Annotated in this window: 20 protein-coding genes and 2 pseudogenes; 16 read left to right on the plus strand and 6 right to left on the minus strand. The window is 33.3% G+C overall.

What is annotated here, in order from left to right:
* Positions 1-1,115 precede the first annotated feature (1,115 nt).
* The 10 genes from ACP6PL_RS11995 to ACP6PL_RS12040 all read left to right on the plus strand — a co-directional run bounded on the left by ACP6PL_RS11995 (position 1,116) and on the right by ACP6PL_RS12040 (position 16,222).
* Positions 1,116-3,623, plus strand: a complete 2,508-nt coding sequence (locus ACP6PL_RS11995) for an alpha/beta hydrolase (protein WP_426545492.1) — start codon at positions 1,116-1,118, stop codon at positions 3,621-3,623.
* A gap of 771 nt (positions 3,624-4,394) precedes the next feature.
* Positions 4,395-6,083, plus strand: a complete 1,689-nt coding sequence (locus tag ACP6PL_RS12000) for an alpha/beta hydrolase (RefSeq protein WP_426545493.1) — start codon at positions 4,395-4,397, stop codon at positions 6,081-6,083.
* A 161-nt stretch (positions 6,084-6,244) separates the two neighbouring features.
* Positions 6,245-6,460, plus strand: coding sequence for a hypothetical protein (locus tag ACP6PL_RS12005; RefSeq protein WP_426545494.1), 216 nt, complete (start codon positions 6,245-6,247; stop codon positions 6,458-6,460).
* A 20-nt stretch (positions 6,461-6,480) separates the two neighbouring features.
* On the plus strand, positions 6,481-6,555 hold the full coding sequence (locus ACP6PL_RS12010; protein WP_426545534.1) for a transposase family protein: 75 nt from the start codon (positions 6,481-6,483) through the stop codon (positions 6,553-6,555).
* Positions 6,556-6,765: 210 nt separating this feature from the next.
* Positions 6,766-7,140, plus strand: a complete 375-nt coding sequence (locus tag ACP6PL_RS12015) for a transposase family protein (protein ID WP_426545495.1) — start codon at positions 6,766-6,768, stop codon at positions 7,138-7,140.
* A gap of 1,004 nt (positions 7,141-8,144) precedes the next feature.
* Complete coding sequence (locus ACP6PL_RS12020; protein WP_426545496.1) at positions 8,145-11,738, plus strand: EAL domain-containing protein; 3,594 nt, start codon at positions 8,145-8,147, stop codon at positions 11,736-11,738.
* An 872-nt stretch (positions 11,739-12,610) separates the two neighbouring features.
* On the plus strand, positions 12,611-13,312 hold the full coding sequence (locus tag ACP6PL_RS12025; protein WP_426545497.1) for a hypothetical protein: 702 nt from the start codon (positions 12,611-12,613) through the stop codon (positions 13,310-13,312).
* A gap of 43 nt (positions 13,313-13,355) precedes the next feature.
* Entirely contained in the window at positions 13,356-13,661 is a 306-nt protein-coding gene (locus ACP6PL_RS12030; RefSeq protein WP_426545498.1) for a hypothetical protein, read from the plus strand.
* A 272-nt stretch (positions 13,662-13,933) separates the two neighbouring features.
* A complete protein-coding gene (locus ACP6PL_RS12035) occupies positions 13,934-14,293 on the plus strand; it encodes a sensor histidine kinase (protein ID WP_426545499.1) in 360 nt (119 codons plus the stop codon).
* Positions 14,294-14,578: 285 nt separating this feature from the next.
* Positions 14,579-16,222: a PP2C family protein-serine/threonine phosphatase gene (locus ACP6PL_RS12040; protein WP_426545500.1), complete on the plus strand. Its 1,644-nt coding sequence runs from the start codon at positions 14,579-14,581 to the stop codon at positions 16,220-16,222.
* A 407-nt stretch (positions 16,223-16,629) separates the two neighbouring features.
* On the opposite strand, the gene ACP6PL_RS12045 is transcribed toward ACP6PL_RS12040, so the two are convergent.
* From ACP6PL_RS12045 to ACP6PL_RS12055, 3 genes are all read right to left on the minus strand, one after another.
* Positions 16,630-16,848, minus strand: coding sequence for a ssl0294 family protein (locus ACP6PL_RS12045; protein ID WP_426545501.1), 219 nt, complete (start codon positions 16,846-16,848; stop codon positions 16,630-16,632).
* Positions 16,849-17,378: 530 nt separating this feature from the next.
* Positions 17,379-18,041, minus strand: a complete 663-nt coding sequence (gene nblB, locus ACP6PL_RS12050) for a phycobilisome degradation protein NblB (protein ID WP_426545535.1) — start codon at positions 18,039-18,041, stop codon at positions 17,379-17,381.
* Positions 18,042-18,283: 242 nt separating this feature from the next.
* Positions 18,284-18,745: a CBS domain-containing protein gene (locus ACP6PL_RS12055; protein ID WP_426545502.1), complete on the minus strand. Its 462-nt coding sequence runs from the start codon at positions 18,743-18,745 to the stop codon at positions 18,284-18,286.
* Between the two features lie 1,613 nt (positions 18,746-20,358).
* Between ACP6PL_RS12055 and ACP6PL_RS12060 the strand changes: the two are divergent.
* The 4 genes and pseudogenes from ACP6PL_RS12060 to ACP6PL_RS12075 all read left to right on the plus strand — a co-directional run bounded on the left by ACP6PL_RS12060 (position 20,359) and on the right by ACP6PL_RS12075 (position 22,657).
* A pseudogene (locus tag ACP6PL_RS12060) lies at positions 20,359-21,388 on the plus strand (IS701 family transposase).
* A gap of 252 nt (positions 21,389-21,640) precedes the next feature.
* Positions 21,641-21,742: pseudogene (locus ACP6PL_RS12065) on the plus strand (hypothetical protein); the annotation flags it as partial.
* A gap of 220 nt (positions 21,743-21,962) precedes the next feature.
* Positions 21,963-22,211 carry a zinc ribbon domain-containing protein gene (locus ACP6PL_RS12070; RefSeq protein WP_426545536.1) on the plus strand — a complete coding sequence of 83 codons (249 nt, stop codon included), beginning with the start codon at positions 21,963-21,965 and terminating at the stop codon, positions 22,209-22,211.
* 116 nt (positions 22,212-22,327) lie between these two features.
* Positions 22,328-22,657, plus strand: coding sequence for a (2Fe-2S) ferredoxin domain-containing protein (locus ACP6PL_RS12075; protein ID WP_426545503.1), 330 nt, complete (start codon positions 22,328-22,330; stop codon positions 22,655-22,657).
* A 32-nt stretch (positions 22,658-22,689) separates the two neighbouring features.
* Here the strand turns inward: ACP6PL_RS12075 and ACP6PL_RS12080 are convergent, their stop codons facing one another.
* A complete protein-coding gene (locus ACP6PL_RS12080) occupies positions 22,690-23,595 on the minus strand; it encodes an alpha/beta fold hydrolase (RefSeq protein ID WP_426545504.1) in 906 nt (301 codons plus the stop codon).
* 639 nt (positions 23,596-24,234) lie between these two features.
* Between ACP6PL_RS12080 and ACP6PL_RS12085 the strand changes: the two genes are divergently transcribed.
* Positions 24,235-24,717, plus strand: coding sequence for an ATP-binding protein (locus ACP6PL_RS12085; protein WP_426545505.1), 483 nt, complete (start codon positions 24,235-24,237; stop codon positions 24,715-24,717).
* Between the two features lie 23 nt (positions 24,718-24,740).
* On the opposite strand, the gene ACP6PL_RS12090 is transcribed toward ACP6PL_RS12085, so the two are convergent.
* Positions 24,741-25,025, minus strand: coding sequence for a DUF6439 family protein (locus ACP6PL_RS12090; protein WP_426545506.1), 285 nt, complete (start codon positions 25,023-25,025; stop codon positions 24,741-24,743).
* A gap of 82 nt (positions 25,026-25,107) precedes the next feature.
* Here ACP6PL_RS12090 and ACP6PL_RS12095 point away from each other — a divergent pair, with 82 nt between their 5' ends.
* On the plus strand, positions 25,108-25,521 hold the full coding sequence (locus tag ACP6PL_RS12095; RefSeq protein ID WP_426545507.1) for a sll0565 family protein: 414 nt from the start codon (positions 25,108-25,110) through the stop codon (positions 25,519-25,521).
* 353 nt (positions 25,522-25,874) lie between these two features.
* Here ACP6PL_RS12095 and ACP6PL_RS12100 read toward each other — a convergent pair whose 3' ends face one another.
* Entirely contained in the window at positions 25,875-26,384 is a 510-nt protein-coding gene (locus ACP6PL_RS12100) for a hypothetical protein (RefSeq protein WP_426545508.1), read from the minus strand.
* Positions 26,385-26,386: the final 2 nt, after the last annotated feature.

The raw sequence follows: 26,386 nt of genomic DNA on the forward strand, positions 1-26,386 counted from the left end.
GATAATGGATAATGGATAATGGATAATTGATAATTGATAATGGATAATTGATAATTGATAATTGATAATGGATAATTGATAATTGATAATTGATAATTACCTCAGGTTAAAACCATTCAAATTAACTACTATAAAACTTGTTATATCATGTCCGGTTGAATAGTTATAATTAAAGCTTGTAGTAGGGTTTTAGCCCTATCTATCCATTATCGGGATAAAGCCCTACTACAAACAAAATTTTTTTTATGACTAATTATCCAGACATGATATTACTACCAATTTAGGATTGCTATAGTTGATAATTGATAATTAATCAATTCGGTTTAAAGCCTTCTATTTCAAGATAAAAAGCGGTCATTTGTGGAACATTCTGTTAGGATGGGATGGTTCACTTAGTAGCGTCTCTGCAAGAGCTGGAAACCTTGCCATATCCAATCGACGAAGAGAAAACTGCTAAGTAGAACAAGGGAAAAAAAAATGTTGGATATTTAGCTATAAAAAGCCTCAAGTGATTGATATGGAATACTTCCGATGAAGTTTACAATTTGATACATAAAGCACAAAATTTACCACTGTCTACTTAGGAGATTTACTATCATTCAATCTGATGGTTTTAACCAGAGGTAATTATCCATTATTCATTAATTAAATAAACATTATTCTGAAACCATTGTAGGGAATTTCCATATAAATTCCCTACATTTTTTTTGCCTAATTGACCGAAAAATTTCGGTCTCAAGTCTTCTCTTTTAAGGGGATAAAAAAGGAATATTCTGTATTTCAAGCCTCCTGGTGTAGCAGGAGGTACTGATAACTGATAACTGAAATGACCAAAATATAAAAATTTAATAATACTAATAAATTTAACAAAATTATCAATTATAATTATCCATGACTTTTTGCTCTTAGGCAGTCAAGCAAAATTAATTGTATATTTAATGGTTAGGTTAAGTAGGTAGGAATGATTGTTTATATCTACTACTCCAGTATACAAGTATTTTTTTTCTAATTTCCTATTGTCTATTTCCTGTGCCCTGGCAAATGTTAAATTCATTTTACACAGGTATTTCAGGTATTTATAAATACATTTTTGAGATTAATGAGAGAAATAAAAAATGAGTAAAAAATCTAGCAGATCAACAAAGTTATTAACAAAAGTTCTAGTAATAGCAGGAATAATTAGCATTGGTGTTTTACAAAATATGTTGAAACCAAAACCTGCTATGAATGCTGAAAGTATCGTATTTAAAGTTCCTAATCTCACAGATTTATATATGTCTGTAGATTCTCTAGAAGTATTTGCTAAAGAAGGGAGAATTACTAATGATTTTGGCTTCTATGCTGCTTTTATGACAAAAGAAGATTTATCAAATTTGCGGAATATATTGCAAAAACGTTTTGATATACCGCCTGAATTAATTTCTCGCATTACTAATATGGCTATGGGGCAAGATTTCCTTAAATATTTAGGTCGGTTAGTACAAATAAATCCTGATATTAATGGTTATGATGCTATGAGAACTGCTTTAATTGAAGCTGCATCAGATCCAGAAGAAGGTTTTACTATTATTAATATCATCAAAAAATTTCCCGCAAAAACAATCAGAATAAGTACGGATTTTTTATCTGAGTTTTCTAATGAATTAACAACTTTCCAAGAATATCGAGATACTTCTATTACAGCAATTACTGAACAGGCAGAAAAACAAGTTTCTACAGACCCGCAAAGGGATTATTCTCAACTGTCAGATTTGAGTAACTTAGGTCCTTATAAAGTGACTAAAAAATCTATTAGTTTTGAAATAAATAGTCTGCGTCAAACTTACACAGGTTTAACAGGTTCCTATACTCTAGAAGCTGATATTTATTTACCTGAAGGAATCTCTAAACCAGTACCTTTAGTAGTTTATAGTCATGGTTTTGGAGCGGAGAAAAAAAGCATTCTTTTAGCAGAACATTTAGCATCTTATGGTATTGCATTAGCAGGAGTCGAACATTTAGGTAGTGACTTAGCATATCGTCAATCTTTTCTGAAAGGAGAAGTAGATATAGATATCAGTCCTATTGAATATCTTAGCCGCCCATCAGACCTTACATTTTTATTAGATGAACTGGAAAATTTAGTCAAAACTGACTCCTATTGGCAATCTAAAATAGACTTAGAAAAAGTCGGTGCATTAGGAAATTCTTTTGGTGCTACTACAGTCTTATCTTTAGGGGGTGCTAATATTAATTTGCCTAGACTAAATCAAGAATGTGACCCGAAAAAATTGAGCTTAAATGTATCGGTATTGTTGCAATGTCGTGCTAGTTACTTACCACCTTCAAACTATGAGTTAAGAGACCCTCGTATTAAGGCAGTTTTTGCTTATTTTCCCTTAACAAGTGTAGTTTTCGGACCTGAACAAATGAGAAATATTTCCATTCCGACTTTAATTATGGGAGGTAGTCACGATATTCTTACTCCAGGGATAGAAGAAGATGTTCATCCTTTTATTTGGATGAACAATAATTCAGATAAATATTTGGCTTTTTTAGTTCCAGGAACTCATTTTTCTACTAGCACTTTAATACCTGGTTTGCCAGAAGTATTACAAGGTCCAACGCCGGAAGTAGGACAGTATTATTTAAAAAATTTAAGTGTGGCTTTCTTTAAAAAATACCTAGATAATCAATCAGAATATGAACCATATTTAACTGCCTCTTATGGAAAAGTGATGAATAAAGATTCCCTGAATTTAAATTTAATTCAATCTTTAACAGCACAACAATTAATAACTGCTTATGGTAGTTCTCCCCCTAAACAAATCATACCTCCACCTATTACTGCTAAGGTTCCTCAACGGCAAGAAACTATATTGGAAGAAATAGAAAGAACTGGAGTAATGAAAGTAGCAATGAGACGAGATGCTACTCCTTTTGGCTATGTTGATAAAACGGGAGAATGGGCTGGTTATTGTGAAGATATTATTGATGCTTTTGCTGAAAATATTGCTCAGGAATTAAATATTTCAACTGGTGTTAAAGTTATAGAAATTGTCTCTACTCTAGAAAACAGATTTCAATTAGTTCAAAATGGAATTGTACATTTAGAATGTGGTCCGAATACGATTAGGGATGATGTTAAAGGTGTTGCTTTTTCTAATCCTTTCTTTGTTACAGGAACTCATTTTTTAGTGAAAAAAGAAACACAAATAAATCCTGATGATAATTTGGCTGGAGTGAAAACAGGTGTGTTGAGGAATACTACTACTGAAAAGTTCATTCAAACAGAATATCCTCAATCGGAAGCAGTTTATTTTAAAGGTGGTATAGGTATTAATAAAGCTATCGAATCTCTGGTTAAAGGAGAAATTCAGACTTTGGCTAATGATGGGATTTTATCTCTTGGGGAATTGGTAAGACAAAATCTAGATATTAATAATTATAAGTTAGTGCCAGAAGAACCTTTAACTTGTGATTTTTATGGGATGATTATTCCTAATAATGACTCTGGATGGCAAACTAAAATTAATTCTTTTCTTGACGGTGATCAATCTATACCTATTGATAAAAAATGGTTTAAAGATTTATTTCCTTATCAGTTAGAGGGTCTAGATTTTTGTGTGAATCAACAAAAGTAATATAGGGAATAGGGAGTAGGGAGTAGGGAATAGGGAAAAACATTTTTATTATGGCTAATTAATGAGATTTTATATGCAGGGTATTCCAAATATATCAGGACTTACGCAAAACATCTATTAAATTGCGTTTTATGTAGAGGCAATTTCCTACGGAATCCTGCCTCTTACAGAGGAGCAAACGCATTCAGCCGTTAGCGTTTGCGGAGCATGACCTTAGGAAAGCTTTGCGCCAGCAAAACATGAATTGCCTCTACAGGTAGCGTCTATGCGTAAGTCCTGTATATGAAGTACAAATATAGCAATTCCCAAAGTTATTATGAAGTACAGTTATTTTCCTTCTTTTCTATTCTCAGAGAATCAGAATTAGGATTTGCTGAAAAAGTCTTTTTTAAGGAGTAGGGGAGTAGGGGAGTAGGGGAGTAATTTTTTTGCCCAACTATGGGCTAGAAATGCTAACTTTTTGAGCATCAAGAGCTGAAAACCAAAGTATTTCAGACCTAAAAATCCTCAAACCTTTATCTGTCAATGCTTTTATATTTAATCAGCAAACCCTAATTATTAATTGTTTAATTTTCCCCCATTCAATACAACAGTTTCCGAAGTTATGAGGTACATATAGCCATTCCCAAAGTTATTAGTTATAGTTGTTTTCTTTCTTTTCTATTCCCTATTCCCTATTCTCTATTCTCTATTCCCCCAAACATAAAATTTTGTACTTCATAACAACGGGAAGCGCTGTAAAATTTAGCAAACATTTATCAAATTAGTATAATGAATAGAAAAATAAATCTAGCTATTTTAAAAAAACGTCGTGGCAAAACAAAAAAAAGGATACTTTTATGTTTAGGTTCCCTACTATTAGGAACTATTCCCTTTTTGTTAACAACTTTCTCAGCTAAAGCAGCAGAACAAGTTTATTTGAATTACGGTATTTTGAGAATAGGAGTCTCTTTGGCTGCTTTAGAAAATTATGCTGAAACAGGTAAAATTGATGAAGAATTAAAACTTTATCTCCTTTTTGTTAATGCAGAAAATCAAGAAAAATTGCGAAATATCCTCAATTTTCAACTCAAGATTAATCCCATACAACTTGGTCAAGGTTTATATTCTCAAATGGGAGAAAATTTACTGAATTATTTGGGAGAAATGATTCAGGTAGATGGTACAAATGGTGCTGTTGCTATTCGAGAAGCTTTAATCACAACGGCTGAATCTCAAGATTTTACCCCGATAGATTTATTACAGAATTTTTCTGGTCAAATTCAGTTTGACATAATTAAAATCTTGGCGACTAAGAGAGAATTTGTTAGCTTGATTCAAGATACAGAAAAACTGCTACTAGAAGTTCAGCAAATGACATTAACTGCTGCTAATACTGAACCAAAAGTAAATTTTTCCAGATTGCCAGATTTACGCCAACCAGGAAATTTTTATTTCTATCAAGAGACTATTAAACTATACGATAAAAGTCGTCAACGCCAATTTATTGTTAATCTTTATTTACCTGATAATCTACCAAAAAATCAAACTATGCCAGTAGTAATTCTTTCTCCTGGTTTAGCTGCCAAACTTAGTCAATGGCAACATTTAGCAAAACATTTAGCTTCTTATGGTTTTGCTGTGGCAAAAGTACAACATCCAGGGAGTGATTTTAATCATTTTCAAGCTTTTCTGGATGGGGAAGAAAAAGACATATTTCAACTCCAAGAATTTATTAACAGACCTCTAGATATTAGTTATTTATTAGATGAGTTAGAACTGCGAAATAAATCTCAATTTCAAGGAAAGCTTAATTTAAAAAATGTGGGAATGGCTGGTAAATCTTTTGGTGCTTATACAGCATTAGCTTTGGCTGGAGCAAAAATTAATTTTGAACAACTAAAACAAGATTGTTTGCCACAGATTAAATCTTTAAATCCTGCCTTATTTTTACAATGTCGTGCCTTGGAATTGCCTCAAAAAAATTATAATTTGCGGGATGAAAGAATTAAGTCAGTATTAGTCATGGACCCGGTGAATCGGAGTATATTTGGTCAGTCAGGTTTCAGTGATATTAATATACCGATTTTATGGGTTGCAGGTAGCGAAGATCAATTAACTCCGGTGGTAATAGAACAGGTTTATCCTTTTACTTGGTTGCCAGTAAAAGAGAAGTATTTTATGTTAACAAAAGGGGCAAAACATCTGGATTTTAATGTGACTGCTATTCAGGATGTAGAATCTGTAGATGATGACTCTTTAAATCAGTTAGTTAGTGCAAGTTCCCCTGTGATTAAGTCTTATATTAATGCTTTGGGTTTAGCATTTTTTCAGATGTATGTGAGGAATGATTCTGATTATTTGAATTATTTGCGTTCTTCTTATGCTTTAGCTATTAGTGAGGAACCCTATACTTTAGGTTTTTTGTCTACTTTGACTGCAGCAGAATTAACTCAAGTTTTTGCTAGATATGATGAATAATATTAGGGGTGACAAATGTTGGCTACAAATAGTTGAGTTACTATGTACGGAGTCAGGAGTCAGAATAAATAGTTTAAATATCGTTTATTAGAGTACACATCTCCGAAAAATAAATCAAGTTGTGGTATAATAATAATTTTTATTATTTTTAACTATCAATTATGAGGGGTATAAGTATATTAGAACATATCCAAAGTCATCCTCAAGAAGCACAACGTTTATTGGGAATAAAGTATGAGCAACTAGAAAAATTATTAACACAAGCAATAAAATTACATGAAAAACGGCAGGAATTAATAGCAACAAAAAAAGTCCGAATTATTCCAGTGGTGGTGATAGACCACCTAAGTTATCAGCATCAGAACAAATCATTTTAACCTTAACATATTTGAGACATTTGACAACATTTCAACTACTAGGAATTCAATTCGGAGTCAGTGAAACAACTGCTAATGATATATTTAATTGCTAGTGTCCAATAATTGCATAATTATTACCACCGAGCTTGCTAGAACAGGTAAAAAAACTCAAGCGGCCTAGAAATTGTCTCCGAAATTTTAACAGAGTACGAATTAATAATAGATAGTTATGAACAGGCCATAGAAAGACAAAAAAAATATGAAAAAAAAAAGAATATTATTCGGTAAAGAAAAAAAGTCATACGAGAAAAAGTTAGGTAATTGTGTTACCTAATGGTGAAGATATTGTTGATGTCGAAGCTGGAAAACCAGGAAAAAAAAGTGAAATAAATTTTTTTCGTGAAACACAACAAAAATTCTCTCCAAAACAAAAATTTACTGGGGATAAAGCTTACGTTGGAGAATCGGCAATAAAAAAACCTAAAAAAAAGTCCCAAAATAAAGAATTAAGCAGTCAGGAAAAGTCCGAAAATAAAGAGCTTGCTGCGGAAATAATTTTTGTAGAATATATAATTAGATTACTAAAAATATTTCGAGTAGCTCAAGCAAGGTTTAGGCTAAATCCTGATAAATATGTGCAAATAATTATGACTATTTGTGGCCTTGTTAGATTACGAATAGGGACATTTATTTTATAGTATTAAATCAACCTTAATTGAGATAGGAATTATTGAATTTATATGGCTATTTTTGAGTCATTTTTTAATAGTAACTATCTATAATACTGATTTAACCGTAAAAATTAACTATCTTAAGTATTTGCGTTGGCGGAGCCTAGCGGCAGCTATATCTCTCACCAAAAGATAGTTATAGTAAGCGTTCGACTATTTTCGGAGATATCTAGTGAATATCTCCTTTTCTTCAAAGAGAGATAATTGCGTAAAGTATTTTGACTCTCCTTATTATTCGTCACATTCTTTTTTCAAATTGGTATAAATAATACCAGGAGTGATAAATGTTAGCTACAAGTATAGCAATCCTATTTAAGTTGTAATATTTTGGTGATAGGGGTGTTTTATGTTGGGGATAAAACGGTCGTTTGCTGGTGCATAACTATCCTTAATGCCCGTACAAAATCACGAGTTACCAACCAGAATTTACTTATATTTTTAGCTCAAATTAACTATGATAAAAATTATCACGAGCAATGATCGGATTGCTATAGTAGTGGCAAGTAAGAAAGCTTTAATTCTCTAGGATAAAAGGAATAAATATTGAATAAAAAAAGTGGATACATGATATAAAAAGCAGATGCAAGAAAGTACCTTTTTATCCCTGGTTTTGATATGAAGTATAAAATTCTAGGTTTTAGGGAACACTCAACAAGCAACAGGCAACAAGAAAGGAGAAATAACCAACAATTAACTGGCAATAGGCAACAAAAAAGAAAAAAGATAGGTGTACCTAACCCTGACTGAAAAATCCTATACTCTATATTATTCAGGCATTTGAGAATTAGGTGAACAGGAAGGATAAAATAAAATACATCTCTGTTTCTCGTTGTTGGAGGTGACTTGATATAGCAGTTCAATTTTGAAATTTGTCAAATACACAAGTTTTGAATTTTAGGAAATAGGAAATATTAATTTGATAATTGCTAGATTAAGTTATATTAAGTGAATCAATAATAGACTATTTATTTATGCGTCCAAATCTTGGCTATTTAATAATATTCAGTTTCAGTATTGGCATACTTACATTTAATCAATTAACCTCTTTAGCTACAGCTTTTCTCCTAAAAAAATATCCCCGTATAAATACAATTGTCTTTGCTCAAGCAAGTCTGGGTGTGTTGAATGATTTTGCTTTTGTTCCATCTATTTCTCAAACATCAATAAAACAGCTTGCGAGACAACAATTAAATCAAACAACTATTACTGTAGCAATGCCCAGAAATTTTCCTCCACAATATACTGTTGATGAAAATGGTAAACCTGTGGGTTTTGCTATTGATGTTATGGAAAAAATAGCTGCAACGGTAGGTTTGAAACTTATTTATAAAATAGAAGATAATTGGCAAGATGTTGGAAAACATTTGGAAAGTGGTGCTGTAGATTTAGTACCTAATATGGGGATTACAAATAAAAGAAAAGAAAAATTTGCTTTTACTGCAACTGTAGAAACTTTTAATGTTTCCATTTTTGTCCGTCAACATCATAATCACATTCAAAATATAGGAGATTTAAACGAACATCAAGTAGGTGTAGTCAAAGGAAATGTCGCAATTGATTTATTAGAAAAACAACCAGGAATAATTATCAAAATATTTGATACTCCAACTCAAGCTCTTTTACAATTATTGGCAGGAGAAATAGATGCTTTTATTTATCCAGAACCTGTAGTTTGGAAATTAGCAAAAGAAACTAGATTAGATGAAAAAATTAAAGTTGTAGGTAAACCTCTAGTTGAGATTAAAAGAGCGATCGCCGTCCGTAAAGATAATACCCAATTATTAGCAACAGTCAATCAAGCAGTTGAGAGTTTTGTTGATAGTAAAGAATATCAAGAAATTTACATTAAATGGTATGGCAAACCAACACCCTTCTGGACAAATACCCTGATTTTTTGGACGATGAGTGGGTTATTGTTACTTACAGCAAGTTTGATGGTATTATGGCGTTACTATTCCTTACTTCCGTTTTCTCGTCTTCAGAGAGTACAAGCAGAAATTCGTCAGTTAAATGTTCAACTGGAACAACAAGTTCAACAACCCACAGAACAACTAACTACTATTAATTACAAATTACAACAGAAAATCAAAGAGAAAATCAAGCAGAGTCAAAAAATTAGGTCTGCATTACTCAGTAAAAAACAATATCAAAGGTTAATCGAAAATTTATCAGCCATAATTTATCAATTTTCAGATAAGCGGGGCGGAATTTATTATTCATCTCATGTCACATCAGTTCTAGGATATTCTCCTGAATACCTATACGAACATCCCTGGTTATGGCAAAATTCAATTCATCCAGAGGATCTACCCAAAATTAAAGAAGTGATTCAAAAGTTTTCTTTAGGAGAAAATTTTGAGGTTGAATACCGTATTCAAGATGCTCAAAAAAATTGGCACTGGTTTTTTGATAGCTCCATTAGTAGACAACTAGAAAATGATGAAATTATTATTGAAGGGTTAGCTATAGATATTACAGAGCGCAAACAAATAGAAGAAGAATTGATAGAAGCAAAACAGCTTTATCAGACAATTTTAAATCAGACTTTAGAGGGTTTTTGGATTGTAGGTGCTCAAGATAAATCGGAACGTATTCTGGAAGTTAATAATGCTTACTGCCAAATGATTGGTTACACACGGGAAGAATTATTACAAATGTCTATTGCTGATGTAGAAGTAGAAGAAACACCAGAAATAGTTATTCAACATATACAGCAGGTAATTGCTAAAGGTAATGATTATTTTGAAACACGGCATCGTTGCAAAGATGGCAGCATAATAAATATTGAAGTGAATGTTAACTACATACCTAGTAATAATTACTTTGTCAGTTTTCTCCGGGATATAACTCAACGAAAAAAGTTTGAAGAAGCATTAAAAGCAAGTGAGGAACGTTTCCGCAAAGCAATTATCAATGCACCTTTTCCAATTATGATTCATGCTGAAGGTGGAGAGGTGATTCAAATTAATCAAGTTTGGAGAGAAATAACTGGTTATACTGAAAACCAAATTACTAATATCTATGACTGGTTTGAAAAAGTTGATGGCAGGTATGGAAAATATCAAGAAGTTTTACTTTCAGACATCAATAAATTGTACGATATTGACCAAAAATCAGACCAAGGAGAATTTACTATTCAAACTTCTAGTGGAGAAAAAAGGATTTGGGATTTTAGTTCTGCACCTTTAGGTAAACTGCTAGATGGTAGGAAATTGGTAATCTCAATAGCAATAGATATTACTGAGCGTAAACAAGCAGAAAAAAAATTACATTATGATGCTTTTCACGATTCTTTAACTGGTTTATACAATCGTAATTTGTTTAGAGAAAAGGTAGAGAAATCAATTAAATATAGTCAACGTAATTCAGATTATTTGTTTGCAGTTTTATTTATTGACTTAGATCGTTTTAAAATTATTAATGATGGTTTAGGTCATGCTGTAGGCGATCAATTATTAATAGGAATTGCCCGAAGATTAGAAAAAGCTGTCCGTACATCTGATACTTTAGCCAGACTAGGAGGGGATGAATTTACTGTCCTAGTTGAAAACTTAAATTCGATAACAGAAGCCACAGTTATTGCTCAACGTATTAATCAAGAATTACAATTACCTTTTTATTTAGGAGAGAAAGAAATTGTTATTAGTTGTAGTATAGGTATTGCTTTTAATTCTTCGAGATACCATCAATGGTCAGATATTCTCCGAGATGCTGATTTAGCTATGTATCATGCTAAAGAAAATGGCAAAGCAAATTATGCATTTTTTGACCCTCTTATGCAAACTCAAATTAGTAGATTTTTAGAGTTAGAAACTAGCCTAAGATTAGGATTAGAACGTGAAGAATTTATTGTTTATTACCAACCCATTATTAACCTCATTACAAATAAACTTGCTGGTTTTGAAGCCTTAGTGCGTTGGCAACATCCTAGCAAAGGTTTAGTTTCCCCAGCAGAATTTATTCCTGTTGCTGAAGAAACAGGTTTAGTTGTTCCTTTAGGTGAATGGATTTTATGGGAATCTTGTCGCCAAATGAAAACCTGGCAAGAAAAGTTTTCCCAGGCAGATAATTTAAAAATTAGTGTTAACCTATCTGGGAAACAATTACAGCAGAAAAATTTAGTAAAAGTTATCGATCAAACAATAGAAGAAATAGGTATACAACCACAAAATATGAAATTAGAAATTACAGAAAGTATGTTAATGGAAAATCAAACCCAGATTACAGAAAAACTTACACAAATTAGAGAGAGGAATATTAAAATTAGTCTTGATGATTTTGGTACAGGTTATTCTTCATTGAGTTATCTGCATCGTTTTCCAATTAATACTTTGAAAGTTGATAAGTCTTTCGTCAGAAGAATTGGCGATCGCAATGGAAATTTAGAAATTGTGCAGGCAATTATGACACTAGCACATACTTTAAACATGGATGTCATTGCTGAAGGTATCGAAACAGATTTTCATCTCACACAACTCAAATCTCTAAATTGTGAATTTGGACAAGGTTATTTATTCTCTAAACCTTTACCTTCTGAAGAAGCAGAAAAGTGGATTATTGGTTAATATAACTACTCTTCTACTACTTGCAGTTAATGATGAGAACCAGATAAGTTAATTATGAGAATTTCCTAAATAGAATATAAGCTGTTTCTAAATTGAGAATAATTAATAACTTATTTCAATGCTAATATACTTGAATGAATGTTTTACTATTGTTAGGGTATCTAGTAAAACCCAAAAATAAACACCTAATATAGAAATTTTATTCTGATTTCCCATTTCTGGCATCCTAGAATTAAATTATGAAATTATGATTTTAAGGTTGGCGGTTTTTTTATATATTATGGAATAAATTTCCCTAAAAATAAAGTAATAAATTTAACTCAATAGGAGAGGAAAAAGTACTGATTAAGCTCTTAAGTATAGATATATTTCAGCAGTTGATACTCTTTGATTTCCATTTTTTAGTCATTGCAGCAAAGCTAATGTATCTGAGGTTTTTGGATTAATATAAATGTGATCAGACAATATCGATTACTGCAAAACTAAAATACTTTAACCAACTTACAAGAACCTAAACCTAAACAATACAAAAATCAATTCATTTATTACAGATAAAATTTCCTAAAACAAAAGTTCGGGTAACATATAAAAAACTCACTCTTTTATTAATACTAATTATTTATTCTTAGAAAAAATACGATATTTTATAGTAGGAGGTGATACGAAATTCAAAAGAGATAGTTATAGTGTAGAAGTAGGGAGTAAAGGAGTTATAAAAACTCTTTTATCCTCAAGATCGAAACTAAAGTTTCCTCTAACTACTCAAAAAAAATTAATGTGGCAGTATTTTTTGAAACTGGTATAAAAAAAAGATGGTATCAAACCCAGAGTATAATATACCAGGTATTTAAAATCATCAAACAAAAGTTGAGATGAATAAAAATCAGCAAAATAGCAAACTATCTGGAATTCAAAAATTATCTAATTCAATTAGCGAGCGACTAAAATCAAAATTATCTCGTCGGGTAGTGCTATGTGTTTTTACTAGCATTATTGTCATAGAAGGAATTATTTTGATTCCCTCTGTTAAAAGACGAGAAAAAGAACTTCTCTCTCAAATTAAGCAAATGTCCTATGAGAAAGTAGCTTGGATTTTGATGACCTATCCTAACGCTTCAGGGAAAGAACTTGTCAATCATTTATCAGAACTTATACAACCTAATATGCAAATTTTAGGAGGGGATATTTATACTGCTGATGGAGAAAAAATAGGTACATTTGGTGAATCTCCTGAGTTACAACTTTCCAATCTTAGTAATTCTCCGAAATGTTCTTTCAAAAATATTCGGTATGATGACATAATCTGGTCTGGACAAGATATGAAAACAAATTACACTATTGTGATTCGCCATGATGCTTCCAATGTCAGACCACAATTGCTTGCTTATATTTACCGAATTATTGGTTTAGTTATTATCATATCTCTATTTTTAACAATTACAGTTTGGCTATTTTTAGAACTAATTGTAATTAATCCAATTTTACTATTAAGGTCTGACTTGAATAAAGCAGGGGAAGCAATATACAACGATCGAGAACCGCCTACATTTGAGTCAGTTTCTCTTCATAGATAAAGATGAATTGGGAGAAGTAATTAATGCTTTTGAGCTAATGCTTATGAAAATTAATGAAAAATTTGAAGAAAGGGAGGCAACAATCAAACTTCAAGTAAACCAGTTAGAAAAAACTGTAGAACAACTGTCAGCCGCCCAATTGCAATTAGTTAAAACTGAGAAAATGTCAGCTTTAGGGCAGTTGGTTGCAGGAATTTCTCACGAACTTAATAATCCTGTTAACTTTATTCATAGCAATATTAGGTATGCGATAGAATATGTTGATGCCTTGGTAAAAGCAATTAATGTACACCAGCAGGAATATCCTCAAGCTAAACCTTTAATTAAAGATACCCTCTCAAAATTATAAATATAATTCTTAGTTTAAGATTTGCATAAGTTATTAAATTAAATGAAATTTGAAGCCGAGAGAATTACTAATATTGTCGAGAGATTACGGACTTTTTCAGGTTAGATGAATCAGGAAAAAAAATAGATATCTACGAAAATATTGACTCTACTCTATCAGTTTTGCAACATTGTTACCATGATTCACAGGAGATAGAAAATCAAAGTACTAGAAAAATTAATATCGTGAAAGAGTAAGGAAATTTACCCCTAGTTGTTTGTAATCCTGGGGAGTTGAATCAGGTATTTTTTAATATTATTAGTAATGCTATATATGCCTTAGAGAATTCAATGGCAAGGGGAGGAAAAAATCAAAATTCTCAAATTTTAATTAAAACTGAAGTGACAGATAATCAATCGGTAAAAATTAAAATTTTTGATAATGGTTGTGGTATGACAGAGGAAGTACGACAAAGGATTTTTGAACCTTTATTTACTACTAAATTCATTGGTTCTGGCACTGGTTTAGGATTGTCTATTAGTTATTCAATTGTGGTCGATAATCATAAGGGACAATTGATTTGTATTTCAGCACCGGAGGGAGGAAAAGATTTTTTAATAGAAATTCCAATTGACTATAATACCAAAATTTAATGGTAAATATTAATCAACTAAAAAACTATTTTGTTACTTATAATTTAAACTATAATTTTTATAGTTTAAATTTTATTAATGTACTCTCCCTATTAAAATAATATATAATAGTTGAGAGAGTGTTGCATAAGACAAAATGATTAGTGTGTAAGGATAGTGCCCCCCTATTTAGAAAATGGGGCAACCACAAAGGAATTGCCCATATAATTTCATTATCCTGAATTGCAACCCCGTTTAGATAGGATATCAAAACATAGTTTAATATAAAAATAAAGGTTAAAGTCTATGTTATCAACTAATTCAAGTCATCAAGCAGAAATTGAGATAAATAAACATCAGCAGAATAGCAAAAAATCTGCTATTCAAAAGTTATGTGATTCGATTAGCGAGCGCCTAAAATCAAAATTATCTCGTCGTGTAGTGCTATGTGTTTTTACTAGCATTATTGTCATAGAAGGAATTATTTTAATTCCTTCTGTCAGAAGACGAGAACAAGAACTTCTTTCTCAAATTAAGCAAATGTCTTCTGGAAAAGTAGCTTGGATTTTGATGACTTATCCTAACGCTTCAGGAAAAGAACTTGTCAATCATTTATCAGAACTTATACAGCCTGATATGCCAATTTTAGGAGGGGATGTTTATACTGCTGATGGAGAAAAAATAGGTACATTTGGTCAATCTCCAAAATTACAACTTTCCGATCTCAGTAATTCTCCGAAATCTTCTATCAACGATCTTCGCTATGATGACATAATCTGGTCTGGACAAGATATGCAAACAGACTACACTATTGTTATTCGCCATGACGCTTCTAATGTTGGACCAGAATTGCTTGCTTATATTTACCGAATTATTGGTTTAGTTATTATTATATCTCTATTTTTAACAATTACAGTTTGGCTATGTTTAGAACCAATTGTAATTAATCCAATTTTACTATTGAGGTGTGACTTAAATAAAGCAGGGGAAGCAATATATAAGGATCAAGAACCTCCGGAATTTGAGTCAGTTTCTCTCCAGAGAAAAGATGAATTGGGATACGTAATTAGTGCCTTTGAGCTAATGTTTATAAAAATTTCTGAGGCAATTAGTGAACGAAAAAAAGCTGAAGCTGCATTACAAGAAAGTCTACAAAAAGTTGAAGCTTATTCTCAAGCGCTAAATAGTGAATTAGAGAAAGGTCATCAGATGCAGAAGAACTTTTTACCTGCTGAAATTTTGCAACAAAATGGTTGGGAAATAGCAGCTTTTTTTCAACCTGCGAAACAAGTTGCTGGTGATTTTTATGATGTTTTTGAGCTTTCTAATAATACAGTTGGGTTGGTAATTGCTGATGTTTGTGACAAAGGAGTAGGAGCTGCATTATTTATGAGTTTATTCCGCAGCCTGATTAGAATTTTTTCTGGTCAAAATTCAGTTGAAGAAATGAAGAGTTTTTTAGTGAATAAAGATAATAATCATCCTTTAAAAGCTGTCGAATGTACTAATAATTATATTGCTAAAAATCATGGTGATGTAGGAATGTTTGCTACCCTTTTCTTTGGAGTTTTAGATATAAATGACGGTAAACTTACTTATATTAATGGTGGGCATGAACCCCTATTTATTCTTGATGCGATGGGAGGAATAAAGCAGGAGTTAAATTCTACAGGTCCAGCAGTAGGAATGTTACCAGATATGAATTTTACAATTGAAGAAACTGTCTTAGAACCTGGAGAAATATTGTTGGGTTACACGGACGGTGTTCCCGAAGCTCGTAATAGTCAAAGTGAATTTTTTACCAATGAAAAATTGCGGTTACTTGTAGAGAAAAAATTTACTTCAGCAGAGTCTGTACTCGAAGAAATATCTACCAGTGTTTTAGAGCATACTGGTAGTGCTACCCAGTTTGATGATATTACTTTGTTAGCTGTACAGCGACTAGCTTAATATATAGCAATTACTACCTTGTGTATCACCTCTCACGGGGTGACAAGCAAGCTATAAGGTAGGTAATTATATATTTTTAGACAATCAATTGAATAATACTTCAAGTAAAAAAGAAAACTTATTTAGAATGGGGGGTCAAGTACCAACGCGGTACTGCTGAGGAGACGCGACGCTAATGAGTTGGGATTCCTCTCCTCTACTTAAATTTGACTATATTTTTAGTAAGTATAAAGTATGGAAAACCAAATCGGTTATAAAACTGATTCCCTCAGAGTCTCCATCAAAGTTAGATAAGAATACTGTAGAGACATTACATAGAATGTCTCTACATTCTATTTCGCACCTATATCTAATGCAGCAAATACACAGAAATTGGCAGAAGCTTATAAGTAAGGTAAATCTTTATGTTATTCTATAGTAATTGATTGAGGACCTTCACTTTTCCCATTATTTGCTTCTTTGGTAGAATCATTAGTATAACTATAACCATTCTGCTGCTCAAGCCAAGTTTTAACAGGGTCATCATTAAGATTTAATCGAAGTACACCAGAGAAAAAGCCTCCGAAGAACGCAACTGGCTGTTCAATCAATTCTTTCACAACTGGGGTCAATTCATCTAAGAACATAGAGTTTTTCCTCTCGCTAATACTATAATTTCTAAGCAAATTAAATATTTACTCGTATTCTAACGTAGTCAATATGTAAGTATCATCTAGTAAAAGTTCAATTAATATCATGTTCAGTTAAACAGTTACATAACCCATTTGGTATCTTTGCGGTGATTAAGTTTTTTCCACAGTAAGGATAGATCCGGAAATGTAGAGAGGGTATACGAGAAAAAGTTGAAAAAATACTTGAATACTTTCTATCCCCATCCAAGGCAAACGCATATTGTGAATAAACTGGAGAATATTCTCAATAAACTACGCTTTATTGTCCTAGGGGACACTGTAGTCATACACCAGATCGATACATTCATGTAGCCCAGATATGTTTAACTTCGGCAAGGGGGCAAGAAATGTCCTCTTGATATCCCTAGTCCCATAGCTCTACTGATTACCGAAGCATGAAGCAACTATGGGCAAGGGATAGTAAGAGAGCCGACTCGAGGCTAGAGTAGCCGGGGATAGTTCATAGCTATACCTGTTTTACTACATTAGCTGTTCAGTGCTAACTTGGCCTCTTGAGCTACCTGCTCAAATGAGTCGTTGGCCAACTGTTCTATAACTTGTTTTGCTTCTAGACCTCCTAACCGATGTAAAGCTTGTACAAGTCTATAGCGAATTTGCCAGTCACTATGGACTGCAAAAGGTTTGAGTAAAGGAATAGCGGCTAAATTTCCTAGTTCCCCTAAGGCACTAATGGCCATAGTCTGTATTAGTTCATTGTCTGATTTCAGAGCATCTTCTAGTAAAAATAATGCTTTTGGTTCTCCCATTTCTCCTATTGCTGCAACTATACTAACTTTCACTAACCATTCTGGAGTGTTCTGATATAACTTTTGCAGGTCGTCAAAAGCTTGGGTGATTTTTAATGCTCCTAGAGCATCTGCTGCTGCTGCTTGGACATCTGGTTCAGGATCGTTGAGCAGACAGTCACGCAATATTTCCTCGGATATTGTTAAGTTTTGTTCTCCCAAGCTTGACATTTGACTTACCGCAGCGTAACGAACACGAGTATCTTCGTCTTTGATTGGAGTTTGAATTAATTCAAAAGCCTTCTCTGGTCCTATTTGACGTAATTGATTAACTCCACGCAGGCGATCGCCTAATTCTTCAGATCTTAGTAGTTGCTGAATTGAATCTGGGGTAACACTCATTTCCATAAATTGTATTGTTTGAATTTTTTGAAGCTCTCTACCCTTAAATATTGCGATTATCAATATTTCTTTTTTTACCTACAAGCATACCTTATTAGTAATTTTAATCAATACTCTATTGTGAACAAATGCTCAGTATAAGGCTTAATCTTATCGCAATGTAAATTATCATTTCTATAATTAATTATTACATTTGTTTATTTTTGCTCCCCTACAATAAATTGTGTTGAATAATATCAAAATTACTCAGTTGCCATAGCTCTAATAATATCTCCACGAGTTAGTATACCAATCACTTTGCCATTTTCATCCAGCACTGGCAACCGATGAATATTACGCTCATGCATAAGTTTAGCTGCTGCTGAAAGTAGTTGGTCAGGTGTAGTAGTTAGAGGATTTTTAGTCATTACTTCTCCAACAGTTTCCCCCAAAGCTTTATGAATTTCTTTTTCATAACGAGCTGGATTTTCTAGAAAAATAACACTATCTAGCAGCATAATATAAGGTGGAGGAGTAGCTCCACTTTCTTGCCACATTAAATCTGTTTCTGATACGATCCCAACTAATTTTCCGTTTTCATTGACTACAGGAAGACCACTAATACGTTGTTCTGCCAAAATTTTAATTGCTTCTTTCAAGGGCATTTCTTCTGTAACAGAGATTGGATTGTAGCTCATGACATCTGATACAATTTTGTTTTTCATAGTTACCTCTGCAATTTTTTTCTGGTTAGACTAATGATGATAGTTATAAAATAAAAATACTAAGTACAAATTTACTTTTTTACTTCAATAGTAATTATAAAAGTAAAGTACAACGTAATATAGCATCGCATCTTGATTAAATCAAAGCTTACTGATAATTGAGGTCTAAATAGCTCTCCTTCTAGGACAGCTTCAGGTTTTATTTATTATAAATTTATCGTAGCATTAAACAATAAAATTTTTTCTATGCCCATCTATGAAATGAAAATACAAAGCACACACAGTCAGTACAAACTGCTAGATTTAGCTACTCGTATCGGCAGATTTGTACTTAATAGCATTATTAGAGCATGGTTATAGATAGAGAAATTTTTAGTCGTAATGATACTTACAAATATTGCATACCTAACTCATAATCCTAACTTTCCTTGGGCCTAAAAACTAAATTCTATAGCCAGACAAGCCCACGCAGAGGGTATGGGCAGCCATAGAAAGGTTTTATCCAAACTACAGAGCTAAGGTGGTAGGTAAAAAGAGCTATCCAAAATTCAAAAAATACCAAGTAATACCAAATTGATAAATTTTTGCTACAAATATTTAGGTTACTACTTAGGAGTCAGGAGACAGGAGTCAGGAGTCGTATGGGAATAGCTTATGTACCATTTTTTAGGTAATAAATCATCTTTTTTGTCAAATATACATATCCTGTAAAGTCTTTTTTTTGCCCTTACTATTCGTAACATTCTTTTTTTAAACTGGTATAAGAGACTCAGTAGACTACAAAACTAGCAGATGGAAATTATCAGAAAATAGATACTATTTAACTTTCAACGATGGATTCAAAGCAGGCACTTTTAAGCTATGGGGTAGTCAAAACCTTTATTTCTATTCAGTAGGTAGTGTCGTGTCAAGCTTGAAAATGTGGATTAAAAAACCTAACCCCCCAACCCCCTTCCCTACAAGGGAAGGGGGGGAATTTCTCCCCTCTCAAAAGCAGGAGAGGGGCTGGGGGAGAGGTCTTCAAGGTTACTCGCTCCTAACCCACCATTTTAGTCTTGACACGCCAGTAGACAAAATTATTTGTGTATTTGCTGTGTATTTACTAATCAGCTATGTTCCCTTTAAATCTTAGCTATTGCCTTCTTGCCTACCACCGCCAAAATATTAAATTAATTCTGTCCAGGTACTTAAATCAACCAAATCAGAGTAGTAAGAATACACGACAGTTATTATCAGGACTTACGCAAAGACACTATATAGAACCCCTAAGCGTATCTTTTGTTGAAAAGTAAAGCCTTCAGGAAAGCCGTTTGAAGTAGCTTAATAACTGTAGGGGTTCAGGAGACCAAAAAATTACGAAAAATGGCTGCCAGAATCATCAAACCCAAATGACTGTTGGACTTGCAACTTGTTAAATAGATACCAAATGGCTTCTATATAGTGTCATCCATAAAGGTTTATCTATTTAGCGATCCCTTGAAAAAAATATAAAAATTAAAAAGCTTAAGTCAAGTTACTTGATATTATTTGGTATACTAAATCAGTATGTCGAATAATTATTTATCAATATATTTAAGATAAATTTTAATTATTTAAAATATTGCTAGTATTTAATAAGTAGCCAGAAAAATTATACCCTAACAAATCTTGCCGATCATCTAGAAGAAGTTAGCCACGATCAAATTAACCGTTATTTAAAAAGCATTGATTTAGGGGCAGAAATTTTGTGGCAAAAGGTCCGGGAAGAAATTATAACTACTGAAGATGGTTATTTAATTTTTGATGATACAGTTATCAATAAAAAATATTCCCCAAAAATAGCACTTGTTCGACGTCAGTATAGCGGTAATGAACATAGGGTAGTTCGTGGAATAGGAATAGTTAACTGCTTATATTTTAATCCTCATTCTAGTTCAATTCTGGATTATAGATTATCGTATTTATGATCCAGAGAGTGATGAAAAAAGTCAAATAGATCATGTAGAATAAATGATGGTTAATGTAGTAAAAAAGAAGAAAATACCAGTAAAAACAGTATTAATGGATAGCTGGTATGCAACCCAAAGACTCATGGCCTTAGTGGATAATTTAGGTGAAATTTACTATTATCCGTTAAAAAGTAATCGTTTAGTAGACGATACCGGAGGTATAAAAAAATATCAAAAACTGAAAGAATTAACATGGAATGAGTGGGAATTAGTATCAGGAAAAATTATTAAAATTCAAGGTTTTCCTAGAGATAAAAAAGCGAGTGCGTAATTCTGAGGTCTCCTCAGAATGTAAGACGCACTCAAGACAGTCAAATTATTCTGGGTTACTGTTTCCACAAACAGAACAGAATATATTGCGACTAACGACCTGAATCAATCCTGTAATGATGAGGTAGAGTTTGAAATCCAAACTAGATGGAAAATCGAAGAATTTCACAGAGAAATTAAACAATTAACTGGACTGGAGCGTTGTCAATGTCGTTTGAATCAAATCCAAAGAAATCATATTGCTTGTGCGATGTTAGCTTGGAATTATTTGAAGAAATTGGCAACTATTATTGGTCAAACTATCTATAAGCTTAAGCATCAATTATTGTCTAAGTATCTATTCTCTGAACTAAAATATCCTTCAATCAAAATCACACTTATTTAACTTCTTAAAAGTTGAGTTTTGGTTAGAAAATTTAGGGGGGCGCATTAAAATTTAACTGGCGTTAGCGGAGCTTTGCGTAAGCAATCGCTCTCTTTGTCATGCGCTATATATAGTGTCTTTGCGTAAGTCCTGATTATGTTCAATTTCTTATAGACCATACTAGGGAAGAAAGTAAGCCACACAGGAATTTAAGTAAGTTTAGATGTTGGTTTAAATCATTTCTATACAGATTCTCACTGTGAAAAAGTAGATAATCCGAAATTTTTGAGAAAAGGCGAAAGAAAAATCAAAAAATTAGAGCGTCGTTTATCTCGTACCCAAAATAGGAGAAGAAGCAGAAATATATTAGGCTAGGTACAGAGCATCTTAAGGTATTACGCAAGAAGTAACGAATGGTGCTCAAAGTTAGCACAGCGAGTCATAAAGTCTAGCGACTTGGTAGCGATTGAAAACCTGAAAGTGCGTAACACGATCAAAAACTGCTAACTAGCTGAGTCGATATACAGATACAGATGCAGCATGGTACAAATTTAGAGAATAGTTGGAATATTTTGGCAGTATTTATGGTGTAGTTGTGGTAACTGTAGAACCTCCATATACTTCTCAAAATTGTTCTAACTGCAATATTCTTGTTGTCAAAAATCTCATTACCAGGACTCATAATTGCTTCCATTGCGGTTATATTGCCGACAGGCACCAAAACGCAGCAAAAAGCATACTTCAATCCCCATTGAAAAAACTATCAACTACTTTGGGGCACAAGGAAAGTAACGCCTTTGGAGAGATTTGCCTCTGCTCAGATGGGAAAAACCAAACTAAGTAAGTCAACTCAAAGACAGAGGAAAGTCTCGTAGTGGTGTGGGAATCTCCCTAGCTTTAGCACGGAGAGGATGTCAAAATACAGAATAAAGCTATATTAAAAAGTTGAAGTTATGACTAATGTCAATATCTGAAGGCCAAAAACAGGAAATTAACTCTAGCGATCGCTATGTATTTGTTTGCCAGAATCAGTCTTGTCTGCGCCACAACTCTCAAGAAGTCCTAGAGACCTTCAAAGCTGAGACCGAAAATTTGGTTGATGTCAATATTGAGGCCAGTGGTTGTCTTGGCCAATGTAGCACCGGCCCTACAGTACGAGTTATCCCGGATGAAATTTGGTATTATCGAGTCAAACCTAATAATGTCCCATTAATAGTTTTACAACATCTCAAGGGCAATAAACCTGTAGATGATATGCTCAACCCTAGGATGCATCCTCGTTTTTATTGATTAACAAATAATAGAAACCTATACTCAATATCCTAAAGTCTTTTAACCGCCGAGAAAACCCATTCCTGAATTAATTTATTAACTTGCTCAGGAACTTCGTCATGGGGACAATGACCTGCTTTTAAGAAGTATTCTGTTAAGTGAGGATAATATTTGCGAAATTGGGCACTCCTGCTTTGGCTTTTCATCCAAGGGTCAGCTTCTCCCCAAAGGGTAAGTAGGGGACAGTTTAACTTACTTAACAAAAAATCAACTTTCTGGCCAGATGGTGTCTTAAACATAGAAGCAAAGACTTTAGCTGCACCAGGGTCGCAAGAAGGTCGATATATATCTTCTATTAGTTGCTCTGTAATAGCGCTCTGATCTAAATAAACTTTCTGTAGTGTTTTTCTAATATTGCTACGTCGTCGCGTCCATTGAAATAATAAAAAACTAGGTAATTCTTGTAACAGTAACCATTTTGTGCTTTGAAAAATAACTTTTCTCCACAAGGGAGGTTTAGGAGTGGATTGAGATTCAGTAAATGGTCCGGCACTGTTAATGAGTATTAAACCTGCTGCAGAAGTTGGATATTGAGCTGCTATACATAATCCTGTATAACCTCCAAGAGAATTTCCTGCTAAGACTACCGATCTACCAATGACTTCGGTAATAAAGTCATTGATCTGTTCTTGCCATAGCTGGCCACTATATTGCCAGTTTGGTTTGCCTGAACGTCCAAATCCCAGTAAGTCAATAGCCCAAACTTGAAAAAACTGGCTGAGACCTGCAATATTTTTGCGCCAATGGTCTGTGGATGCTCCAAAGCCATGTATTAATAGTAAGGGTGGGTCTTGTTGTTCAGGCTTACCTGCAGATAAGTAGTAGATTGGCTGATCCCGCCATTGCCAATAACTACCAGGAACTGTAGCTGTGGTAAGCACTGATTTAGTTAACATATATTAAAGACTATAAACATTTATTAAATTACATTAAATACTATATCAAAAATTAAATGGGATCGAATTATCTTAATTTACAGAATGTTTATCATCAATGATCCCAATAAAAATATAAGGAATCAGGATACAAGAGTCAGAGTCAAAATCAATCTTTGCTTGTGGGTTCAAACCAAAGTAATTATAGACATGACAAGTGACTGTAGCGATATTTGACCGCCCATAACCTCTAGTTAGAAGTTATCTTAATACCCTGTAGAACCAATTTGGGATCTTGGGATCAATTTAAGAAAGATATGAGGAGATTGAGAGATAGGGAGTATTTTTCAACTCTAGATAGATAAATAAACAGGCTAATTTAGAGATTAGACCTTTACTATGTAATCTTTTGATGCTATTTTTATAGTGTTTTTTGCTCCAGTCCCAAGAATAGATATTAGATCCTCCAAGTAGAACATCTCCAAGAATTTGCACTAATTCTGCTTAGGTACTTTATTTTTATTAAGAGTTTTGATACTATAGGAAACATGAGGGCAGCGATGCTCAAATAAAAGCTTTTTGAACTGTAGAGGAGATTAACAACTCTTGACAGAAGTAGTTGTTGAATATACCCCATACAAAGGCTAGGGAGTTTTTTAAGTGATTGCTATATCATCACGTCCACGTCAAATAGGTCAAAATTGGGTGACAATTAGCTTCGCTTCTACCCTCTATTTGTGTCCGATCCTCGATCTGCTACTGGCGGATGTTCCTAAACACTGGCATCCAGAACTGCGATTAGGATTACAAGAGGCGTTAGTAAATGCGACAAAGCATGGGAATAATTTAGACCCCACTAAAACAGTTTTAGTCCGTTTTTCAATTGTCAAAGACCACTACTGGTGGGTGATATCAGACCAAGGTCCTGGTTTTAAACCACCTTGTAGACCCAACCAAAATAACCAAAAAATTGCAGATGATGATCCGGAAAACTACACAGATTGTGATGATGAAAAAGAATGTGGTCGAGGAATATACATTATCTACCAAGTTTTCGATTATATTGAATGGAATTCCAAGGGCACAGAGTTAATGCTGTGCAAAAAGGTAAGGAATAACTCTAGATTGCCCTTGGTGCGATGAATAATTAATTTAACTTAAACTAATTAATTCTTCTGAGAACCATGAGTTGGACATGGTGGTGCTGATATTGATCGATCTAACCACCTAATTGCTTGGTTTAGACGTGCGATCGCCTCGGTGGGCTGACCCTTAATCAGAAAAACTAAGGCAGCTACAGTTAGTTCTAATGCACGAACTTGGCGATTAGACTTGAGTCGATGCCAGTCTCTTTCTGGTATAGCAAGTCTTTGGGCTAAAGCTTGAGCCAGCTCTAATGTACTATATTCTTGTAAACCTCTATGATTAGAAGTCTCTAATTTGTTAGCCATAGTTGCAGGAGTTGATTTAGAATCGAGCATATCTACCTAGATAATGTGTTCCACTAAACTTACTATACTTAAGTATGCCAGCATGAATCCTTCTCCAGAAGATTCTCCAAAAAAATTAAATGATGAGTTTTCAAATGATGTCCCAGTTAATCAGGAATTAAAAGTTTCAGAGATGGAGCTGGCACAAGCATTGGCAGAGGTAGAGCTTAAGCTTGCTGCTATAAAGGAACGTTATTCTCAAGTTCAGTATTATCATAAGCGCAAAGCAGAACTCCAGTATCATTTGGAAGAAGTACGACTGGAAGTACGTCGCCAGAAAACTCATAAATTGCGAGAAGAGTTACAACAGATACAGACAGAACTCGAAATAATAGAATTGAACTTAGAAAGCAGTTTATTTGGTTGGAACAGCATAAAAACACCATTTTGGCAAGCTGTTAGATTTGGAGGTTTAGGAATTGTGATAGGTTGGCTGTTAAAATCCTGTTTTGGTTAAGGTTACCTTTTTTGTCTATAAATCTCTGTTGTGATAGATCTAAAGTATCTTTAAATTCGTAAACAAATTAAAATGTTATGGCGATCTAACTTACTACTGCTTGTTACAGCTTAAAAACATATAATATTCTAGTCAAACATATACAAAATGTTGAAGATATAAAACAATGACAAATTTGGAGAAAGATTAGGAGTCAGTTTAAAAACAAGTACAGTGTTAGAATTGCGCTGGAAAGTTAAAAGCAAAACGCACAATTTCCGATAATCCCTACTAAACAGAAGTAAATTTAGCTGTAGGAAGAGGATTAAAATCTCACCCCACCAGACTAAAAATTGTACTATAATTTTTATAGTTTAACTATATCTAAGCCGAATATTTTTATAAGATTGCCTGGCTGTAACAGGTTTAAACTGAGTATCTACAAACTGTACAGGATAATAAGTCTCAATCCACAAATGAGCTCCACAAGGTAAAGGTGTATAAGGTTTATAAACTATACGACACGGACCATGTATTTCCATTTGATAACCCATGTCGTTATGATTTGTCTGTTTCAAGATGATTACTGGTATCAACTGCTCGGGAGTCATTTTAGGATCGTTTTTAATTCTCTCGTTATTAGCTTTAATTTTGTGTTGATTAACATGAATCTTGGTTGGATTCTTTCGTTGTCTTTTACACCATAAACTTTCAGGACCTCTGGTCCCTGGTATGACAAAAGGCATTTTGCCATATAGAGGAATTTTCCAAAATCCTTTGTGTTTGTAAGCGCCTTTAATTCTACCTTGAGAAAGTAGAACTCTAACTCGTTGACAACAAATACCTAATAGGAAAGCTGCTTCTCTAGTTCCAATAATAGTCATTT

Source organism: Dapis purpurea BLCC-M126 (assembly GCF_050015975.1).
Classification (GTDB): Bacteria; Cyanobacteriota; Cyanobacteriia; order Cyanobacteriales; family Microcoleaceae; genus Trichodesmium.